15 protein-coding genes are annotated in these 15,975 nt (G+C 69.5%); 7 read left to right on the top strand and 8 right to left on the bottom strand.

What is annotated here, in order from left to right:
* The first annotated feature begins 178 nt into the window (after nucleotides 1–178).
* The 5 genes from OZ671_RS05620 to OZ671_RS05600 all read left to right on the top strand — a co-directional run bounded on the left by OZ671_RS05620 (nucleotide 179) and on the right by OZ671_RS05600 (nucleotide 4,808).
* Nucleotides 179–1,687 carry a 6-hydroxynicotinate reductase gene (locus OZ671_RS05620; protein ID WP_268859822.1) on the top strand — a complete coding sequence of 503 codons (1,509 nt, stop codon included), beginning with the start codon at nucleotides 179–181 and terminating at the stop codon, nucleotides 1,685–1,687.
* Entirely contained in the window at nucleotides 1,684–2,148 is a 465-nt protein-coding gene (locus OZ671_RS05615) for a MarR family winged helix-turn-helix transcriptional regulator (RefSeq protein ID WP_268859821.1), read from the top strand. Before OZ671_RS05620 ends, OZ671_RS05615 begins: the two co-directional genes overlap by 4 nt.
* A 3-nt stretch (nucleotides 2,149–2,151) precedes the next feature.
* Complete coding sequence (locus OZ671_RS05610; protein ID WP_268859820.1) at nucleotides 2,152–3,018, top strand: UPF0280 family protein; 867 nt, start codon at nucleotides 2,152–2,154, stop codon at nucleotides 3,016–3,018.
* Entirely contained in the window at nucleotides 3,015–3,596 is a 582-nt protein-coding gene (locus OZ671_RS05605) for an amino acid synthesis family protein (RefSeq protein WP_268859819.1), read from the top strand. Before OZ671_RS05610 ends, OZ671_RS05605 begins: the two co-directional genes overlap by 4 nt.
* 78 nt (nucleotides 3,597–3,674) lie before the next feature.
* Nucleotides 3,675–4,808, top strand: coding sequence for a CaiB/BaiF CoA transferase family protein (locus OZ671_RS05600; protein WP_268859818.1), 1,134 nt, complete (start codon nucleotides 3,675–3,677; stop codon nucleotides 4,806–4,808).
* 60 nt (nucleotides 4,809–4,868) lie between these two features.
* On the opposite strand, the gene OZ671_RS05595 is transcribed toward OZ671_RS05600, so the two are convergent.
* The 5 genes from OZ671_RS05595 to OZ671_RS05575 all read right to left on the bottom strand — a co-directional run bounded on the left by OZ671_RS05595 (nucleotide 4,869) and on the right by OZ671_RS05575 (nucleotide 11,804).
* Nucleotides 4,869–5,858 carry a fumarylacetoacetate hydrolase family protein gene (locus OZ671_RS05595; RefSeq protein ID WP_268859817.1) on the bottom strand — a complete coding sequence of 330 codons (990 nt, stop codon included), beginning with the start codon at nucleotides 5,856–5,858 and terminating at the stop codon, nucleotides 4,869–4,871.
* 10 nt (nucleotides 5,859–5,868) lie between these two features.
* On the bottom strand, nucleotides 5,869–6,855 hold the full coding sequence (locus OZ671_RS05590) for a Bug family tripartite tricarboxylate transporter substrate binding protein (RefSeq protein ID WP_268859816.1): 987 nt from the start codon (nucleotides 6,853–6,855) through the stop codon (nucleotides 5,869–5,871).
* Between the two features lie 26 nt (nucleotides 6,856–6,881).
* Complete coding sequence (locus tag OZ671_RS05585; protein ID WP_268859815.1) at nucleotides 6,882–8,645, bottom strand: hydantoinase B/oxoprolinase family protein; 1,764 nt, start codon at nucleotides 8,643–8,645, stop codon at nucleotides 6,882–6,884.
* 10 nt (nucleotides 8,646–8,655) lie between these two features.
* Nucleotides 8,656–10,719: a hydantoinase/oxoprolinase family protein gene (locus tag OZ671_RS05580; protein ID WP_268859814.1), complete on the bottom strand. Its 2,064-nt coding sequence runs from the start codon at nucleotides 10,717–10,719 to the stop codon at nucleotides 8,656–8,658.
* A 170-nt stretch (nucleotides 10,720–10,889) separates the two neighbouring features.
* Entirely contained in the window at nucleotides 10,890–11,804 is a 915-nt protein-coding gene (locus OZ671_RS05575) for a LysR family transcriptional regulator (protein ID WP_268859813.1), read from the bottom strand.
* Nucleotides 11,805–12,063: 259 nt separating this feature from the next.
* Here OZ671_RS05575 and OZ671_RS05570 point away from each other — a divergent pair, with 259 nt between their 5' ends.
* Nucleotides 12,064–12,483 carry a VOC family protein gene (locus tag OZ671_RS05570; RefSeq protein ID WP_442957054.1) on the top strand — a complete coding sequence of 140 codons (420 nt, stop codon included), beginning with the start codon at nucleotides 12,064–12,066 and terminating at the stop codon, nucleotides 12,481–12,483.
* Nucleotides 12,484–12,735: 252 nt separating this feature from the next.
* Here OZ671_RS05570 and OZ671_RS05565 read toward each other — a convergent pair whose 3' ends face one another.
* Both OZ671_RS05565 and OZ671_RS05560 read right to left on the bottom strand, forming a co-directional pair.
* Nucleotides 12,736–13,194 (bottom strand): DUF1772 domain-containing protein, encoded by a 459-nt coding sequence (locus OZ671_RS05565; protein WP_268859812.1) that lies wholly within the window; start codon nucleotides 13,192–13,194, stop codon nucleotides 12,736–12,738.
* A 134-nt stretch (nucleotides 13,195–13,328) separates the two neighbouring features.
* The gene (locus tag OZ671_RS05560; RefSeq protein ID WP_268859811.1) at nucleotides 13,329–13,763 is read right to left on the bottom strand and encodes a CBS domain-containing protein; all 435 of its coding nucleotides are present in this window, start codon (nucleotides 13,761–13,763) and stop codon (nucleotides 13,329–13,331) included.
* A 339-nt stretch (nucleotides 13,764–14,102) separates the two neighbouring features.
* Here OZ671_RS05560 and OZ671_RS05555 point away from each other — a divergent pair, with 339 nt between their 5' ends.
* Entirely contained in the window at nucleotides 14,103–15,068 is a 966-nt protein-coding gene (locus OZ671_RS05555; protein WP_268859810.1) for an amidohydrolase family protein, read from the top strand.
* A gap of 22 nt (nucleotides 15,069–15,090) precedes the next feature.
* On the opposite strand, the gene OZ671_RS05550 is transcribed toward OZ671_RS05555, so the two are convergent.
* Entirely contained in the window at nucleotides 15,091–15,903 is an 813-nt protein-coding gene (locus OZ671_RS05550; RefSeq protein ID WP_268859809.1) for an aminoglycoside phosphotransferase family protein, read from the bottom strand.
* Nucleotides 15,904–15,975 lie beyond the last annotated feature (72 nt).

Below are 15,975 nucleotides of genomic sequence, written 5' to 3'. Positions count from 1 at the left end.
CTCACCATGAGGATTGTTGTGTTCTGCATCGCGATCACATGCCCGAACAGCCTTTGTCCCGCATCCGGGACGGCGAGCAGCAGGGCTCCACAGTCCTCATCCAGAGGTGCGCGCCGAAGGCGAGCCTCGAAGGACGGCTGCCCGAAATGCCATGCTCCGATCACCCTGGGAGGTACGCATGACCGCGACAGACCAGCTCTCCCGCGAAGCCCGCTCGAAGAAGTTCGGCGCCGCCGAGGCCGACGGCATTCTGCGCTGCGACGCCTGCCCTGTGCTCTGCCGCATTCGGCCGGGCCGCGCCGGCGCCTGCTCGCGCTATGCCAACGAGGACGGCCAGCTCGTCCGCACCGACCCGGTGGTGCTGCTCGCCAAGGCGGTCGAGGACAGCGGCAAACTCGTCGAATTCGGCCGCAACGACTGGGACGGCCAGCCGCTCGACCCCGGCCGCACCTTCGTCACCGGCATCGGCTCGGGCACGACCTATCCCGACTACAAGCCGGCCCCGTTCATCGTCTCGGCCGAGCACGACGGCGTCGATACGGTGACCGTCGTCACCGAGGGCATCTTCAGCTATTGCGGCGTCAAGGTGAAGATCGACACCGACCGCCATCTTGGCCCGGAAGCCGCGCCGGTCCGGGTCGGCGGCGAGCAGGTCGGCCATGTCACGACCGCCGAATACGGCTCGCAGATGCTGTCGATCGGCGGCGTCCGGCACCTGACCGGAGGCTCGAAAAAGGAAGGCAACGTCACCTGCGACACGATGCTGAAGCTGTGCGCGGGCGAGGCCGTCGCCATGACCATCGACGGCGGCCATGAGGTGGTGGTGGCGGCCGATGCGGCGCCGCTCGTCGACGGCAAGCCCGAGCAGCGCATGCGCGTCGGCTGCGGGTCGGCGACCGTCGGCATCTTCGCCAAGCAGTGGCTCGGCCATGTCGACGAGGTGATCGTCGTCGACGACCACATCACCGGCGTCCTGACCGAGCACCAGGCCGGCCGGGTGCTCGACATGCGCCCGTCGGGCATTCGCGTGCGCGGCCGCAAGTCGACCCCCGGCCGCTATTTCCAGGTGGCCAATCCCGGCATCGGCTGGGGTGGCACGGATATCGACGAGCCCCTGTCGATCATCCAGAAGATCGATCCCGAAACGGCCTGGCCGGGCCTCAGGCTGCTGATGACCTCGACCACCGGCGAGCACTTTCTCTATTGCGTGCTCGACGACGAGCTCAGGCCCGTGCCGGCGGCCATTCCCGAGCCGGTGATGAAGGTGGTCGACCGCATCGGCGAGAACTGCGAGCCCTCGCGCTGCACGGTGCTGTTCATGGCCGGCGCTGGCGGCTCGCTGCGTGCCGGGGTCACCGAGAACCCGGTCCTGCTGACCCGTTCGGTCGCGAGCGGCGAGACGCGCGTCACCATGGGCGGCGCGCCCGTCTATCTCTGGCCCGGCGGCGGCATCACCGTCATGGCCGATGTCACGCGGCTGCCGAAGAACGCCTTCGGCTATGTGCCGACGCCGGCCATCGTCGCCCCCATCGAGTTCACCCTGCCCCGGGCGCTCTACGAGCGGCTCGGCGGACATATGGAGGATGTCGTCTCGATCGACGCCGTCCTGCGGGACGTCGCGCCTGAGGCCCGCATCGACGGCTGGGCCAGCGACAATCCCTGGCCCTTTGCAGGAGGCCGTGCATGACCCTGAAGCGACAGGCCACAGCGCTTTCCAGCGCCGATGCGGCGCCACGCGATTATGTCCTGGAAGATCAGATCGGCCACCTGATCCGGCGCGCGCACCAGCGCGCCAGCGCCATTTTCGACCAGGTGATGGAGGGCTTCGACGTGACGCCGGTGCAATATGCCGCGCTCGCCAAGCTGCACGATCTCGGGCCCACCTCGCAGAACGCACTCGGCCGGCTGGTCGGCATCGATCCGGCCACCATGTTCGGCGTCGCCGGCCGGCTCGCCAAGCGCGGGTTCGTATCGCCGTCGGTCGACCCGAACGACGCGCGGCTGGTGCTGCTGGAGCTGACCGATTTCGGCCGCGAGACGGTGACGGCGATGAAGGCGCGCGGCTTCGAGGTGAGCGAGCGGACGCTGGCCCCGCTCAGCGCCGAGGAAGCGCAGACATTGACCCATCTCCTGGCCAGGCTCGGCTGAACCATGTGGGAGAGGGCCTCGGCACAGTGGCTGGACGGCAACCGGCTGCACCTGCAGCACGGGCCGATCGACCTCGTGCTGCGGGCCTGGGGGGCCGCGAGCGCCCTGCGCGAAGCCTATGACGCGGCCGTCGCCCGCTTCCAGACCGTCCTGCCCGAACTGACCGGCGAGCTCGCCGAGCTGCGCAAGCCGATGAGCGCACGGCCCCAGGTCGAGACGCCCGTTGCCCAGCGCATGGTGACGGCCTGCCGGCCGCATACGGGCGTGTTTCTCACGCCGATGGCGGCGGTCGCCGGCGCGGTCGCCGACGAAATCCTGTGGGTCATGACCGAGGCGGCGCCGCTCGACCGGGCCTTCGTCAACAATGGCGGCGACATTGCCGTGCACCTGACCGAGGGCGAGAGATTGGAGATCGCGCTTGCCGCCGATTTCTCGCGCGGTCCCATCCCCGCCCTCAACGGCCGGCTGACGCTCGGCCACGGCGACGGCATCGGCGGGCTTGCGACATCGGGCGCGCAGGGCCGCTCCTTCTCGCTGGGCATCGCCGATTCCGTCACCGTGCTGGCGCGCGATGCCGCGACAGCCGATGCGGCGGCGACGCTGATCGCCAATACGGTCGATCTCGATCATCCGGCCGTCGGCCGCCGGCCCGCCTCGGCGCTCGATCCCGACAGCGACCTCGGCGACCTGCCCGTGACGGTCTCGGTCGGCGAGCTTACCGGCGACGAGATCGCCGCCGCGCTCGAAGCCGGGCGCCAGCGCGCCGACCAGTTTCGCAAACGCGGACTGATCCGTGACGCCGCCCTCGCCTTGCGCGGCGAGGTGGTCACGCTCGGTCCGTTCACACGCATGAGGGAGCTCAGGCCATGACCATCAATGTCCGCAAGATCGTCGTCGGGGTCGAGGAGGTGCGCCATGACGGTGGCCCGAAGCTCGATCGGCCGATCCTCAAGGGTTTCGTCGCCTGCATCCTGAAGAACCCCTTTGCCGGCCGCTACGAGGCCGAGCTGACGGGCATGATGGAGGAGTTGAAGCCGCTCGGCCTCGAATGTTCGACCAAGCTGCTCGGCGCGCTCGGGGGCGAGGCCAAGGCGATCGAGGCCTATGGCAAGGGCTCGCTGGTCGGCGCCGACGGCGAGCTGGAACACGGCGCGCTCTGGCACGTGCCCGGCGGCTACGCGATGCGCGAGCTGCTCGGCCAGGCCCTTGCCATCGTGCCCTCGATGACCAAGGTCGGCGCCATGGGCGCGAGCCTCGACGTGCCGATCCATCACAAGGACGCCGCCTATGTGCGCAGCCATTTCGACGGCATCACCGTGACGGTGGCCGACGCGCCGCGCGCCGACGAGATCCTGTTCGCGCTCGCCATGACCACCGGCGGCCGGCCGCATGCCCGCATGGGCGGGCTCGAGCAGTCCGGCATCGCCAAGTGGGACGGCCTGCGCTGACGCGCCATGCACGGCGGGGCTTGGTCTCGGCGGCCGACGGCTCTAAGGAGGGCACGTCCGCCGCCGGAGTGATCGTTCATGACCGCCGCAGCCCAAGCTGACCTTTCGGGCCTCCTCGTCGTCTCGGTCGAGCAGGCCGTGGCCGCGCCCTATGCGGCGAGCCGGCTCGCCGATGCCGGCGCGCGGGTGATCAAGATCGAGCGCGAGGAAGGCGATTTCGCCCGCCGCTACGACCGGGCGGTCGATGGCGAGAGCGCCTATTTCGTCTGGCTCAACCGCGGCAAGGAATCGGTGGTCATGGATCTCAAGGATCCGGCCGACCAGGCGACCCTCAGGCGGATGATCGCCAGGGCGGACGTGTTCATCCAGAACCTCGCGCCCGGTGCGCTCGCCCGGCTCGGTCTCGACCCGGAAACGCTGCGGCGCGACAATCCCCGGCTGATCACCTGCTCCATTTCCGGCTATGGCGAGGACGGCCCGCGCAAGGACCTCAAGGCCTATGACCTGCTGGTGCAGGCGGAGACCGGCCTTGCCGAGATCACCGGCGACGGCGCTTCGCGCGCACGGGTCGGCGTCTCGGTCTGCGACATCGCCGCCGGCATGACCGCCTTCCAGGCGATCCTGCAGGCGCTGATCGGCCGATCCGTCACCGGCAAGGGCCGGCACATCGCGGTGTCGCTGTTTCATGCCCTCGCCGACTGGATGAACGTGCCCTATCTGCAATATGCCTATGGCGGCATCTATCCCGAGCGCTCGGGCCTCAACCATCCGACCATCGCGCCCTATGGCGCCTATCCCTGCTCCGACGGCAAGCCGATCCTGTTCTCGATCCAGAACGAGCGGGAATGGGCCGCGCTCTGCGCCAAGGTGCTCGGCGATGCCGCCATCGCGATCGATCCGCGCTTTGCCGACAATGTCGCGCGCGTCGCCAACCGTGCCGCGCTCGATGCGATCATTGTCGCCGCCTTCGCCACGGCGCCGCGCGAAACCATCGCCGGACGGCTGGAGGCGGCGAAGATCGCCTATGGCCGGGTCTCCTCGCTCGAAGACCTGAAGAACCACCCGCAGAACCTCCACATCGCCGTCGATACGCCGGCCGGGACGAAACGCATGCTGGCGCCCGGCGCCCTGCATGACCGCGAATTGCCGGCCTTCGGCCCGGTGCCCGCGCTCGGCGCCCACACCGAGGCGGTGAAGCGCGAATTCGGCTGAAGCGGCCCTGCCGGCAGGGCTCGCGGCCGCCCCATCCCTGGCCAGGCCCGGATCGGCGGGTCAGCCAGCCTGCCGCCTGACCTCGTTGGCGAGGATGCCGATCTTCTCGACGTCGAGCTCGATCCGGTCGCCGTCCTCGAGGAACGTCCCGGTCTCGAGACCGCAGCCATTGCCCACCGTGCCCGATCCGATGAACTCGCCCGGCATGAGGGTCTCGTCCTTCGACATGTGGGCGATGATCTCCTCGAACGAATACAGCATGCCGCTCGTATCGGAATCGCAGCGCGTCTCGCCGTTGACGCGCGCCTGCATGCGCAGGCGATAGGGATCACCGATCTCGTCATAGGTGACGATCCAGGGGCCGAGCACATTGCCGCCATTGAAGCTCTTGCCCTTGGCCGGACCGAGCCGTCCGGCCATCTCGATGCGCTGCGCGTCGCGGGCCGAGAAATCGTTGAAGATGGTGAAGCCGAAAATATGGTCCTTCGCCCTTGCGGCGCTGATATCGGTGCCCTTCGTCTTGGTGATGCAGCCGAATTCCAGTTCGTAGTCCATCACCTCGCTGTATTTCGGCCATGTCACGACGGAGCCCGGCGCGCCGACGGTGAAGCGGTTGGTGATGTAGTAGATCGGCACCTGCCGATAGACTTCAGGCAATTCGCCGAGCGGCTCGGCCGCGATGCGCGCGGCCTCGGCCACATCGCCTCTCGCCAGCGCCGCCAGCCGCGCGCTGCCGCGCGGGCCCTGGAGAATGTGCAGGGGAAACGACATGGCGTCGCGCATCTGCCGCGGCACGGGCAGCGGCGCCATCAGCTCGACACGGCCGACCTCATGCGACAGGTCGGCCTCCGCGACGCGATCGGCGAAGAGCCGCCGCGCGGCATCGAGCGCCCGGTCGCCGCCATCGATGAGGTCCAGCATCGACGCGAACGCCGTGCCGTCGATCCCCGCGCGCCCGGCCGCGAGCGCAAGGTCGAACAGCCTGGTGTCGCCGTCGTGGGCGACGCCCAGCCGCTCGACGCCCCGATGCCTGAATGTCCCGAACTTCATGGCGGCCCTCCTATTGCTCGCGGCGAATGCCCATGGCGGCCGCGAGCTCCGCGAACATCTTCACCTCGCGCTCCATCTGCAGCCGCGCCGCCTGAGGTCCGAGGCCGACGGGCTCCGCGCCGAGCGCCGCCAGGCGGGCGCGCATCGCCGGATCGGCCATCGCCTTGTCGCACAGGCCGGCAATCTCCTCGACCAGCGGCCGCGGCATTCCCGCCGGGCCCGCCAGTCCGAACCAGGTGTCGGACTGCACGCCGGCCAGGCCCTGCTCGTCGAAGGTCGGGACGTCGGGCAGGAACGTGGACCGCTTCGGCGTCGCAATGCCGAGCGCCCTGACGGCGCCGGACTGGATGAAGGGAAGCGCGGAATTCACAGAGGAGAAGACGAGCGGCAGTTCGCCGGCCATGACCGAGCGGATGGAATCGGCCGAGCTGCGGAACGGCACGTGCCGCATGCGGATACCCGCCGCCCGCTCCACCATGCCCGCCATCAGATGGACGGTCGTGCCGAGGCCAGACGAGGCATAGGCGATGTCCTCCGGGGGTTTCGCCTTCGCGGCCGCAACGAAGGCCCGCAGGTCGCGCTCCGGCGCGTCGGCCTTCACGATCATCACGTTGGGCGAGGTCGCGAAGATGGTGATCGGGTCCAGGTCCTTGAGGACGTCGATCGGCAGGTCTCTCATCACCGATGGCACGATCGTCACCGTTCCCGGCATGCCGAGCAGCATGTGGCCGTCCGGCGCCGACCGGGCGACGACGCCGGCCGCGATCATGCCGCTGGCACCCGCGCGGTTCTCGATCACGATCGACTGTCCGATCATCGGACGCAGCCCCTCGGCGAGCAGGCGCGTGGCGACGTCGCTCACGCCGCCCGCACCGAAGCCGACCAGGATCTGCACGATACGGCTCGGCCAGGCCTGCGCGCCGGCGCCGCCGCCGCTCGCCATGAGCGCCGCCCCGGCGCCCAGCACGGTCCGCCTGCTGATCCCCATCCTGTCCATGTCATTCCCTCCCATATTGATCGTTTTCATTGTCGTGCCAGAGCCGCCCGTCGTTCGCGGGTGGCTTCCATATCCGGCACGCCGGCCGCGTCGATGATGACGCCATAGGCTTCCGCCGCATGGGCTGACGTCACATAGCCGGCCTCGACATCCGCCAGCACACGGTCGATCTCGCGTTCGTGCGGCGGCCCGTAGCCGCCTCCCCCGCCCGAGACGATGAGCAGCCGGTCCCCGGCCTCGAGGCTGAACGTGCCTTTCCAGGCGCGCGTCGTCTCGCCACCGGCGCGGATGATCTCGACGAAGCAGGTCGCGCCGGCCCCGCCGCCGGCCAATCCCCAGGGCGGGCACTGGCCGCGTTCGAATTTGAGGCTCACCTTGCAGGACGCGAGAATGCGGTAATGCTTCTCGATGCCCAGACCGCCACGGCGGCGGCCGGCGCCGCCGCTGTCCGGCCGCAGAGCCTTCGAAAGCAGCAGGAACGGATAGAGCGCCTCCTGCATTTCGGCGGGAATGTCGGGCACGTCGCCATGGGCGTTCGAGCGCAGCGGAAAGGCGCCATCCTCGTCGGCCGTGGCGCCCCAGCCGCCCGTCGCCGTATCGAGATTGGCGAACAGTTCGCCGCTGCGGGGCAGACGGCCGAAGAAGGTGTGCACGCCATAGGTGCCGTGATGGGCGGCCGCGACATGGTCCGGCAGGGCCTCGCCCAGCGCCTTCAGGATGGTATCGACGACGGTCGGGATGGTGTTGCCGGAGCCGCCGATCGGCGCATCCGCGCTGGCGGTGAGGAAGGTGCCGTCCGGCGCCTCGACCTCCAGGAGGTCGAAGTCGCCCTGGTTCACCGGCTCCTGCGGCGTCAGCACGTATTTTGCCGCGATGCGGGCGGCGGCGACCGCGCCGCCATTGCGGCCGGCATTCGAGGGCCCGGCCATCTGCGGCCCGAGGCCGGAGAGATCGACGGTCAGGCGCCCCTCGGCGGCCCGCACCGCGACGCGGATCGGCACGCGCACGCCCTTCTCGCCATCGAGGAAGCTCTCGGCGACATGGAGGCCTGGCTTCGCCGCAGCGATCACGCCGGCGGCGGCGGCCCGCGCCTGCGTCCGCATGGTCGCAAGCGTCGCCCGCACCAGCGGCACTCCTCTCCGCCGCAGGATGTCCAGCATCAGGTCGCGGCCGAGCAGGCAGCCGGCGAGCTGCGCCTCGAGATCGCCAAGGAGGAGGCGCGGGAAGCGGCTGTTGGCCGCGCAGAGCCGGAAGACGTCGTCGATCCGCCGTCCGCGGTCGAGCAGGCGCATGCAGGGCAGCTGCAGCCCTTCCTGCCAGACGTCGGTGGTCTCCGTGCCGGTGCTGGAGCCGGGCGTCGATCCGCCGACGTCGATCCAGTGGACGAGGACGCAGAAGAAGCCGAGCAGCGGGCCGTTGGCCTCGCCGCCCTCGCGGACGGGCGTGAGCAGGACCACATTGTTGAGGTGCTGGCCGAGCGTCGCCGGCGAGTTGGTCAGCACGGCATCGCCGTGCAGGAGCGCATCGGCGCCGTGGACCGTGAGCGCCTCGCGCACGCCGGTGCCAAGCGCATTGGCGACGAAGATCGGCAGGCTGCCGCGCGACTGGGCGACCAGCGCCCCCTCCGCATCGACCAGGCCGACCGAATAGTCCTTGTATTCCTGGACGAGCGGACTGAAGGCGCTGCGCTCGATGTTGCGCTCGATCTGGTTCGGGATCGACAGGATTTCGTGGCGCAGGATCTCGATCTCGATCGGATCGGCGCCGGCTTCGGCGAGAGCATCGCTCATGATCGGCCCCTCAATCCTGTCCGATGGAAATGGTGATCTCGCCGAGCGCTCCGACGACGGCCGTATCGCCTTCGCCGATCAGCAGCGTCGAGCTGTATTCCTCGACGACGGCCGGCCCGGCGATCGCAAAGCCGGCCGGCAGGTCGTCGCGGCGCCAGACCGGCGCATCGACAAAGCCGCGCGAGCGCACGTGGAGCCGCCGTGTCGCGTGGCGCGGCGCCTGGTCCGCCGGCGCGGGAAGGACGGCGAGGGCCGAGAGCGCCGGCCGCGAGGCATCGCCCTGCGCGATCACCCGCAGCCCGACCACTTCGGGCGAGAAACCCTGGCCGAGGACACGTCCGAAGCGCCTGGCATAGGTCGCCTCGAAGGCGGCGAGCAGCGCCTCGCCCGACGGCTCGCCGTCGAAGCCGACCGTCACGGTGTGACGCTGGCCGCGGTAGCGCATGTCGGCCTGCCAGGCGAGCATCGCCGGCTCGCTGCCGAATTCGCGCGTCGCGGCCGCCCGCGCCTCGCTTTCCAGCTCCCGGTGCACCTCCGTCAGCGCGGCCATGCCCTCCGCCGAGAGATCGGCAAGGAGCGTGCGGGCGAGGTCGATGCGTGCCTGGGCCAGCAGCATGCCGACGGCCGAGAAATTGCCGGGTTGCGGTGGCACGACCACGGTGCGGATACCGAGCTGCCGGGCGAGCTCCGCGCCGAAGATCGGGCCGCCGCCGCCGAACACCAGCAGGGCGAAATCGCGCACGTCGTGGCCGCGTGCGACGGTGATCTCCTTGATCGCGCCGGCCATCAGGGTCGTCGCGAGGTCGAGGATGCCGCGCGCGACACGCGTCGTGGCCGTGACGTCGCTGCCATAACCGAGCGGATCGCCGACACGCTCGCCGATGGCGCGGAGGGCTGCGTCACGGTCGAGCTTGAGCTGGCCGCCCAGGAACGACCCGTGGCCGATGCGGCCGAGCGCGAGATTGGCGTCGGTGACGGTCGGCTCCAGGCCGCCGCGGCCGAAGCAGGCCGGCCCCGGTTCCGAGCCCGCGCTCTCCGGACCGACGCGCAGCCGGCCCTGGGCATCGACCCAGGCGATCGAGCCGCCGCCCGCGCCGACCTCGACGATATCGAGAACCGGGCTGCGGATCGGGAAGCCCTGTTCGTAGCCGCCGACCCAATAGGTCTGCTGCACGTCGAATTCGCCCTTCTCGACCAGCGCGCATTTCGCCGTGGTGCCGCCCATGTCGAAGGCGACGACACGTTCGAGGCCGAGGCTGCGGGCATATTCCGCCGCAGCGATCACGCCGCCGATCGGACCGGACTCGACCAGCGACACCGGTCGCTCGACCGATGCGTCGAACGGCATGATGCCGCCATTTGAGCCCATCATGGCGAAGCTGCCGGCAAACCCTTCACGGGACAGCCGCTTCGAGAAGCCGTCGACATAGCGGGCGATGGCCGGGCCGACATAGGCATTGGCGGCAGCGGTCGAGGAGCGTTCGTATTCGAACCATTCGCGCGAGAGCGCGGTCGCCGCGGTGACGTAGACGCCCGGCAGCCGCGCCTTCAGAAGCGCCGCGACCCGCTGTTCGTGGGCCGGGTTCGCATAGGCGTTCAGCAGGGCGACCGCGACGGCCTGCACGTCCGCCGCCTTCAGCGCGGCGGCGAGCGCCTCGATCTCCTCCTCCGCCAGCGCCTCGATCACCGTTCCATCCGAACCGATGCGCTCGGTCACCTCGAAGCGCAAGGCTCGCGGAACCAGCGGTGGCTGGCGCCGGCGCCGGGTGTCGAAGGGCACCGGGCGGTTGCCGCGGCCGATCTCCAGGACGTCCCGAAAGCCGCGCGTCGCGACCAGCGCGACCCGCGCGCCCCGGCGCTGGAGGAAGGCGTTGATGACATGGGTCGTGCCGTGGCGAAGCCAGGCCGCATCGCGCGCCGCCCCCTTCGCCTCGGCGATGCCGGCGACGACGCCATCGACCAGATCGCCATAGGTCGTCAGCGTCTTGCCGAAACGGATATGCCCGGCCTCGGTGTCATAGACGGTCACGTCGGTGAACGTCCCGCCGGTATCGGCGGTGATGAACTGCGGCACCCCGGCCCTCCCCCTTGCTTCTGCCGGCCCTAGACTGCGGCAGGCAGCGGGACCGGAATAGGGAGCGAGGACGATCGACGTTCGTGCAGAATCTGCACGACTGAGACGCCATTGCGCTTTCGCGGGAAGCGGCGACCGGGCCGCGCGGAGACAACGCGTCAGAACGAGACTTAGCGGCGATTGCTACGATGAAGTGCCAGCAGCTCCTGCGCGATATGATCGGCCAGGAGCCGCGTGCGCAGCGGCACGCTGCGATGGGCGACCAGCACCCACATGGCCGGCGGATCGCCGTCGGCATAGACGGACCGCATATGCGGCAGGAGCTCGACGAGCCGCCCCTCGGCGATCGGCTGGCGCACCAGCGAGTCCGACAGTCGCGCAATGCCGATGCCGGCGACCGCCAGCTCCAGCAGCATGGTCCAGCTGTCGCAGGCCATGTACGAGTGGATGCGCTGGGCGTGGAGCGTGCCGTCCGCCGCCTCGAAGGTCCATTCCGACGGCTCGCTCACCGTATGGGTCAGGCAGAGGTGCCGCGCGACCTCCGCCGGCGTCCTGGGAGCGGGGCGGGAGGCGAGATAGGACGGCGCGGCGACCAGCCGCCGGCTGTATTCGTAGATCCGGCGGCCGATCAGCTCGGCGTCGGGCCGCCGCCCCGCATGCACCGCGAGGTCGCAAGCGCCGTCGAGCAGCCGGGCCGGTTCCTGCGCGATGGAAATGGCGACGCGGATCTCCGGCTGGCGTCTTGCGAAGCTTGCAAGGATCGCCGGCAAATAGGCGGAGGCGGCGTAGTCGTTGGTCGCCAGCCGCACGAGGCCTGCCGCCTGCCCCTGCATGGCGCCGATCTCGTCGCGCACGCGGCCCCAGTCGACGAGCGCCGAGCGCGCCCAGGACAGCAGCGCCTCGCCCGCCTCGGTCGGCGCCAGCGAGCGCGTCGTGCGCAGCAGGAGCTTGGCACCCATCGTCCGTTCGAGCGCGGCGATGCGGCGGCTCGCCATGGAGGGCGACAGCCCGCATTCCCTGGCCGCCGGCGCGATGCCGCCGCGGTCGACGGCGGCACACAGCAAGCGAAAATCGTCGAGATCCATGACGTGCCCTGCCCCAAGGCGCTCGGCGAGCGCAAGCTGACGATGTTCTACGCGCAGACAGGGATGGCGAGCGAGCCTTTCATGACCATGGCACCGGGCCGACCACGCCCGACAGGCCTCACGACCTGTCGCCTCGCTGGCGGCCGTTGACAGCGTCCGCCGTCTCGGCGACGCTTGCGGCGCTGTGTTGCGCAGGTCCTGGTGGGCCCGCCGGCCCGGGTTCGAGAGCTGGCAGCCGCTCAAGGCAGGAGCACGGTCGATGACCGATCGCGACCAACAGCCCGCCCGGCGTCCCATCCTCACGTCGATCGCGGCCCCATTGTTCGTCGCCGACATCGCGGCCTCATGCGCCTTCTTCACCGAAAAGCTCGGCTTCACCGTCGATTTCGTCCATGGCCATCCACCCTTCTACGGCCAGGTCCGGCGCGACCGCGCCCTCATCGCCCTGCGGCGGGTCTGCGAGCCGGTCTTCGTCGGCGATGTCAGGACACGCGAGCATCTCCTCTCCGCCGCGATCACGGTCGACACGAGGGATGAGATCGAGCAGCTGTTCCTGACCATCCGGGCCGCCGGCGTGCCGTTCCACCAGCCGCTCCGCAGGGAGTCCTGGGGTGCCATGACCTTTATCGTCCTCGATCCGGACGGCAATCTCATCCTGTTCGCCGGGCCGGACGCGTGAAGGCGCCGTGGCGGCGAGGCTGGCCCAACCGGCAGGCCGGGCAGCAATGCGCATCCTCGCCAGCTTCGCCGCCGCTTCGGCCCGTCTCAACCGCGGCGCCGGCACGCCCGCCCATTGGTCTCGGCCCGCCGGTCGTCTATGCTGGGCGTTCAGCAACCGCGCGGCGCGCGCCGACCTGGTGACGATCTCCGATCCGTTGCGATCCGGCCGTCAAAGCGAGCGCACTGTCCGATGCCGCCTCATTTGGCGGCGCTACGAACCTTCCGGCTGCCATGCGAGCGCCGACAAGGTCGCAAGGCACAGCGCGACGAATGCGATCGCCGTATTCGCCGCGTGCGAATATTCCCACTGCCGCCTGCGTGTTTCCCAGTTGGCGGGAACCGTCGTCCAGTTCTCGGTCACCTGGTTCGCCGGCTGCGTCCAGATAACGAAGATCAGGAGCATGAGTACGAAACAGAGCGCGGCGACGAGCGTCAGCCAGAAGGGTACCGCCTGCGACCGCACCAGGATCGCGAGCCCCGCGTTCAGAAGGAGGGCTGCAGGCCAGAGCCAGCCCAGGACGACCCATCCCCGATAGATGCCCTGGACGGTGAAATAATCGGCTTCTGGCAAGCCGATCTTGTTGGGCAAGGCGGCGAGATGCGCTCCCGCAGGGACGAGGGCGAGCGCGGACGCCACGATCGCGAGAAACTGGACGATCCTCACCGTCATGATTGCCTCCGTCGTCGCGCCGCACTGTCTCCTGGCGCGGGGCGACAAGCCCTCACCGCCTCCCTTGCCGGACGTGTCCGATCTTTCCGCCATGGGACGCGCCTGCCGCGCCGTCCGGCACGGCGCCATTCCTCCTATCCGGTCTGGCTGTGCGCCCCGCCCGGACGGGAGATGCCGGCCAGCGCTTCACCGGCCGCGCCGTCCCTGGCGGCCGCGGCGACGTCGCCGAGCGAAAGAATTCCGACCAGTTGCTTGTCGCGATCGAGAACCGGCAGGCGGCGCACCTGGATGTCGCCCATATTGACCGTCACTTCGGCGATCTGCTGATCCGCGAAGCAATATTTGACGTCATCGGTCATGACATCGCGCACTTTCGTTCCCGGCCCCTTGCCTTGGGCCACGGCACGCACGGCAATATCCCGGTCGGTGATCATTCCAATCAGGCGGTTATCCTTGCCTACCGGCAACATGCCGACATCGAGCCCGGCCATCAGCCGGGCCGCCTGTTCGATCGTCTCTTCGGCATTGGCGACGCGCACATCGCGCGTCATGGCGTCGCTCACCTGCATGACGGCCTCCTCGTGTCTCGGGATCGGGGATTGGGCCGCAAGCCGCTCCTGGAGCATCCATTGCGGCGTCGATGTCCGGAAAACGGCCCCATGCTCCGTGAGTTCCCGCCAAGGCCCGATGACATCCATGTGGCGAGCCATGCCCAGGGCGCCTTCGTCGCAGCCGTCGTCCCCATGCCTTTGCGGCCAAGCCCCCGTCGCAGTGGCGGCTGCCGTCCTTCCCGGACGGACGAGTGGCAGCGGATCCGACAGCCGCCCCTGTGCGTTCAAAGGATTGCCGGCACGGTTCAGAACGGGCAAGCTTGCCGGTGGACGCGTGCGATCGGGGATGTGATATCCATGATGAACAGGCGCGGGCTTCTTCTCTCATCACTCGTGGTTGGTGCTGGCATGAACAACCGATCGGTCCTGGCCGGGCCATCCCAGCCCGCAAATGCCGTCGCTTTCGACGTCCCGGCCGGGGCCTGCGACTGCCACACCCATATCCATGGCGACCCGGCACGCTTTCCCTTCTTCGCCGGCCGAGTCTACACACCCGAGCCGGCCTCCCCGGAGGAGATGGCTGCGTTGCACAAGGCGCTCGGCATCGAACGCGTCGTCATCGTCACGCCGAGCGTCTACGGCGCCGACAATGGCGCGACCATCTTCGGCATCGCGGCGCGCGGCACCAGCGCACGCGGGGTGGCCGTCATCGACGAGAAGACGACCGACCAGGATCTCGACAAGCTGCACGGCCAGGGGTTTCGCGGCATCCGCCTGAACCTTGCCACCAGCGGCGTCAGCGACCCGCAGGTCGCGCGCCAGCGCTTCCAGGCCGCCGCCGACCGGATGAAGGCACGTGGCTGGCACGTTCAGATCTATACGACACCGCCGGTCATCGCGGCGATCAAGGATCTCGTCGCCGATGCGCCCGTGCCCGTGGTGTTCGATCATTTCGGCGGCGCCGAGGCCGCGCGCGGCGTCGATCAGCCGGGCTTTCCCGAGCTTCTGGATCTCGTCAGATCCGGCAAGGCCTATGTCAAGATCTCCGGCGCCTACCGGGCTTCCAGCCGCGCGCCCGACTATGCCGACGTCGTGCCGCTGGCGCAGGCGCTGATCGCGGCCAACCGGGAACGCCTCGTCTGGGGCACGGATTGGCCGCATCCGGATTCGGTCACGCCGCCGGGCAAGGCCGCGACCGACGTCACGCCGCTGCTGCGGATCGACGACGGCGCCGTGCTCAACCAGCTGGCGGTCTGGGCGCCCGATGCCGTGGTCCGCAAGGCCATTCTGGTGGACAATCCGGCGCGGCTCTACGGCTTCTGACCGCCGGCGGCCCGCGCGGCCGTCAACTCCTGGCGATCTCGGCCGCCGCAATCTCCGCAATACGGAGCGTCGGCGCGACATGCTCCGTCGCGCCGTCCTCGATCAGCCAGACGGCCGAGAGCCCGGCCCAGGCGAGAATCCAGTGCAGCAGGCGCCGGCGTTCGAGATGCGCGGCCCGCGCAACCACATCCGCCTGCCGGGCCAGGCGGCCCGGCGTCAGGGCGATCGCATGATCGGGATTGCAGAAGAGATTGGCATGGTCGAAACCGCGTTCGCCCTCGAGCCGTTTCGGATCGATGGCGAGCCAGCCCCGGTCGCCGAAATCGAGAATATTGCCGTGGTGGACGTCGCCATGCAGTGGAACGACGTCGCGCGGCTCCGCCAGCAGCAGACGCGCCGCATCCGCACATCGGGCGAACATGCCGCCCGCGCCCGTCGACAGGAGTGCGCGGAACCGCACGGACAGCGGGACGAGGTCCGGCGGCGGCGCTTGGCGCGGCGCATGGAGCCTGGCCACCGTCTCACAGATGATCCGGCTCGCCCTGTCGTCCTCGCCGTGCCTTGCCATGTCGGCCAGCGAGCGGCTGCCGGTCGCGCGCTCGATCAGGATGGCGTCGCCTTCATGCGCGAGCACGCGCGCAGCACCGATCCCGTCCCACCAGACCATCAGACCGGCACCCCATTTTTCCTCGGGCTCGGTCGCGACCTTCAGCATAGCCGGCCTGCCGCCCTGCAGGACTGGCAGAAGCCGGCTCGACCGCGTCACGATCGGCTCGCCATCCGGCGCGAGCGCCCAGCGCTCGACAAGAGATCTGAGATGACCGTCGAGGACCATATGCTTCGGTTCCCTTCGTCGGCGATCATGGCAACGGCAGACGGCAAGACCATGTCGATCGCCATCGCTTGC

This window comes from Phreatobacter sp. AB_2022a, from assembly GCF_026847585.1.
Classification (GTDB): Bacteria; Pseudomonadota; Alphaproteobacteria; order Rhizobiales; family Phreatobacteraceae; genus Phreatobacter.
Note: the sequence above shows the minus strand (reverse complement) of the source record. Positions and strands in the feature narration are given on the sequence as shown.